At 38.2% G+C, this 2,713-nt stretch carries 2 protein-coding genes and 1 pseudogene; 1 reads left to right on the forward strand and 2 read right to left on the reverse strand.

Features of this window, described 5'->3' with window-relative positions; genetic code table 11:
- Positions 1-105: 105 nt before the first annotated feature.
- On the reverse strand, positions 106-1,182 hold the full coding sequence (locus AAC037_RS23200) for a sugar phosphate nucleotidyltransferase (protein WP_339905980.1): 1,077 nt from the start codon (positions 1,180-1,182) through the stop codon (positions 106-108).
- A 2-nt stretch (positions 1,183-1,184) separates the two neighbouring features.
- Positions 1,185-2,153: a KpsF/GutQ family sugar-phosphate isomerase gene (locus tag AAC037_RS23205; protein ID WP_339905981.1), complete on the reverse strand. Its 969-nt coding sequence runs from the start codon at positions 2,151-2,153 to the stop codon at positions 1,185-1,187.
- A 98-nt stretch (positions 2,154-2,251) separates the two neighbouring features.
- Between AAC037_RS23205 and AAC037_RS23210 the strand changes: the two are divergent.
- Positions 2,252-2,713, forward strand: a pseudogene (locus AAC037_RS23210) (DEAD/DEAH box helicase); the annotation flags it as partial.

Below are 2,713 nucleotides of genomic sequence, written 5' to 3' on the forward strand. Positions count from 1 at the left end.
GAAGCCACCGGACTTGAAGAAGCAGAAGCCTTAGCCATGCTTAAAGAACATGGTTCTGTAAGAAATGCAGTAAATGCCTTTGAGAAAAGAAATTAATCTTATCCATCAAGTGTAACTTTCATCGATCTTCCTGGCATCGGAAATATATTCCTTGTATTTACTGTTAGCATCCAGCTTGCAAATCAACAATACATCCTCACTGTCACTGATAAGATAGTCTTTAAGGCCTTGAACCACGACTAATTTTCTGGGTGGAACAGTAATGAAGCAATTGCTCGTTTCGTACAGCATTGCTTGCCCTTTAACGGAATTATTTTCCTGGTCTTTTTCACTAATATCGTATAGATTCTGCCAGGAACCAAGGTCTGTCCAGCCAAACTCACCCAATACGACAAACACTTCATTTGACTTTTCAAAAACCCCATGGTCAATGGAAATATTTTTTATAAAACTATACGCTTTTATTAGAAATTCAGCCTCTTTGTCGGTGCAAAAATAAACTTCTCCTTCTTCAAATACTTCAGCCATATCCGGAAGATATTTAACAAATGCCTGGATAATGCTTTCGTTTTTCCATACGAAAGTTCCGGTGTTCCATACAAAATCACCACTTTCTATAAAAGCTATGGCCAATTCTAAATCAGGTTTTTCAGAAAATGTTTTTACTTTTTTAATGGGTTGTCCTGCTTCCGGAAAAAACTGGATATATCCAAAATCTGTATCGGGCCTGTTTGGCTTTATTCCGATGGTAATGAGCTTTCCTGAGGAAGAAGCACCTTCCATGGCCTTATTTATAGACTCAAAAAACAGGTTTTCATTGAAGATCAATTGATCGGAAGGGCTGACCAAAACTTTAGCATTGGGGTTAAGCTTTTGAATCTTATAACTCGCCAAGGCAATAGAAGCTGCAGTATTTCGCTGCATGGGCTCCACCAAAATCTGCCCCTCTGGAATATCCGGCAATTGATCTTTCACCAATGCTAAATATTCTTTATTGGTGACAATAATAAATTGATAATTTTCAAAATGGTTAACATATCGGTCATAGGTCATTTGCAACAAAGTGCGTCCTGTTCCCAATAGATCTAAAAATTGCTTGGGCCTTTGGCGCCTACTCGAAGGCCAAAAATTAATACCTAAACCACCGGCTAAAATTACAATGTACCTGTCCTTTTCCTTCATTTTTATACGATACCTTCCTTCATCAAATCATGAATATGAACAAACCCAACCAAAGAAGAATTGTCTTGCACCACTAATTGTGTTATGTTAAAAGTTCTCATTACCTCTATTGCTTTTACTGCATAGTCATCTGTTAAAATGGTTTTTGGCTCTTTGGTCATTATATCTCCTGCTTTGATTTCAGACAAATCAAAATTATTTTGAAGCATCCTCCTCAAATCTCCATCAGTAATTATCCCCTGTAGCTTTTGGGCCTCGTCCACCACTGCTGTAGCTCCTAATCTCTTGCTGCTTATTTCCAAGATAACCTCTTTAAGAGATGCGCTTTCTTGTACCATAGGAAGCAGACTGACATCAATCACGTCTTTTACCTTAAGGTACAACTGTTTTCCTAAGGTGCCTCCCGGATGAAACCGGGCAAATGATTCCGCGGTAAAACCACGAGCAGTAAGCAAGCAAATGGCCAATGCATCCCCCATCGCCATTTGAACCGTTGTACTTGTTGTTGGCGCCAAATTGTTGGGACAAGCTTCTTCCTCAATCCCTGTAAACAATAAATAATCAGCATGTTTGGCCAAATAGCTGTCTTTATTCCCCACAAGGCCGATCAACCTGCTCCCCAGTGTTTTGAGCATGGGCACCAATAGTTTGATTTCAGGGGTATTTCCACTTTTGGAAATACAAATTACAAAATCTTCTTTTTTAATCATACCCAAATCCCCATGAATTGCATCTGCCGCATGCATAAATAAAGAAGGAGTACCTGTAGAATTGAGCGTTGCCACAATTTTATTTGCAACGATAGCGCTTTTCCCTATTCCTGTAATAACTACCCTACCTTTGCTCTTTAATACATCCTCAACACAAGTTTCAAAATCTTCACCAATCTCAGGGATCAAATTTAATAGTGCATTGGCTTCGTTTTGAAACACATTTATTGCCGTGGTTCTAATATTTTTTAGTAAATTCAATTTTACAGCTGTTAATTGTTAGATTTGTATAAAGGTAATAAAGTTTTGCCTTAAACATTAATAATTGACAGGGAGTAACTCATTAGACTATTAATGTAGTGGATAGCGCAGTTAAAGATAATTTAAAAAAATATTTGGTTTCAATCAGTTTAGAGGGAACCAACAGTTGATAGTGGAAAATATTCTCAAGGGCAATAATACCTTTGTAATAATGCCAACCGGTGCAGGAAAGTCACTTTGTTATCAATTGCCTGCTGTTTCAAATAAGGGTACAGCCATTGTCATTTCTCCATTGATAGCCTTAATGAAAAATCAGGTGGATCAATTGAATAGTTTTGGCATCAATGCTCATTTTCTAAATTCCACCCTTAGCAAAACCGAGTCAAATCGGGTTAAAGGTGAAGTTAGTGCAGGGCTAACCAAACTACTGTATGTAGCTCCTGAGTCCTTGACTAAGGAGGAAAATGTGAAATTCCTGAAAAGTGCAGACATCAGCTTTGTGGCCATTGATGAAGCCCATTGTATCTCCGAATGGGGACACGATTTCAGACCGGAATATA

This window comes from uncultured Cyclobacterium sp. (assembly GCF_963976465.1).
In the GTDB taxonomy this organism is placed as follows: Bacteria; Bacteroidota; Bacteroidia; order Cytophagales; family Cyclobacteriaceae; genus Cyclobacterium.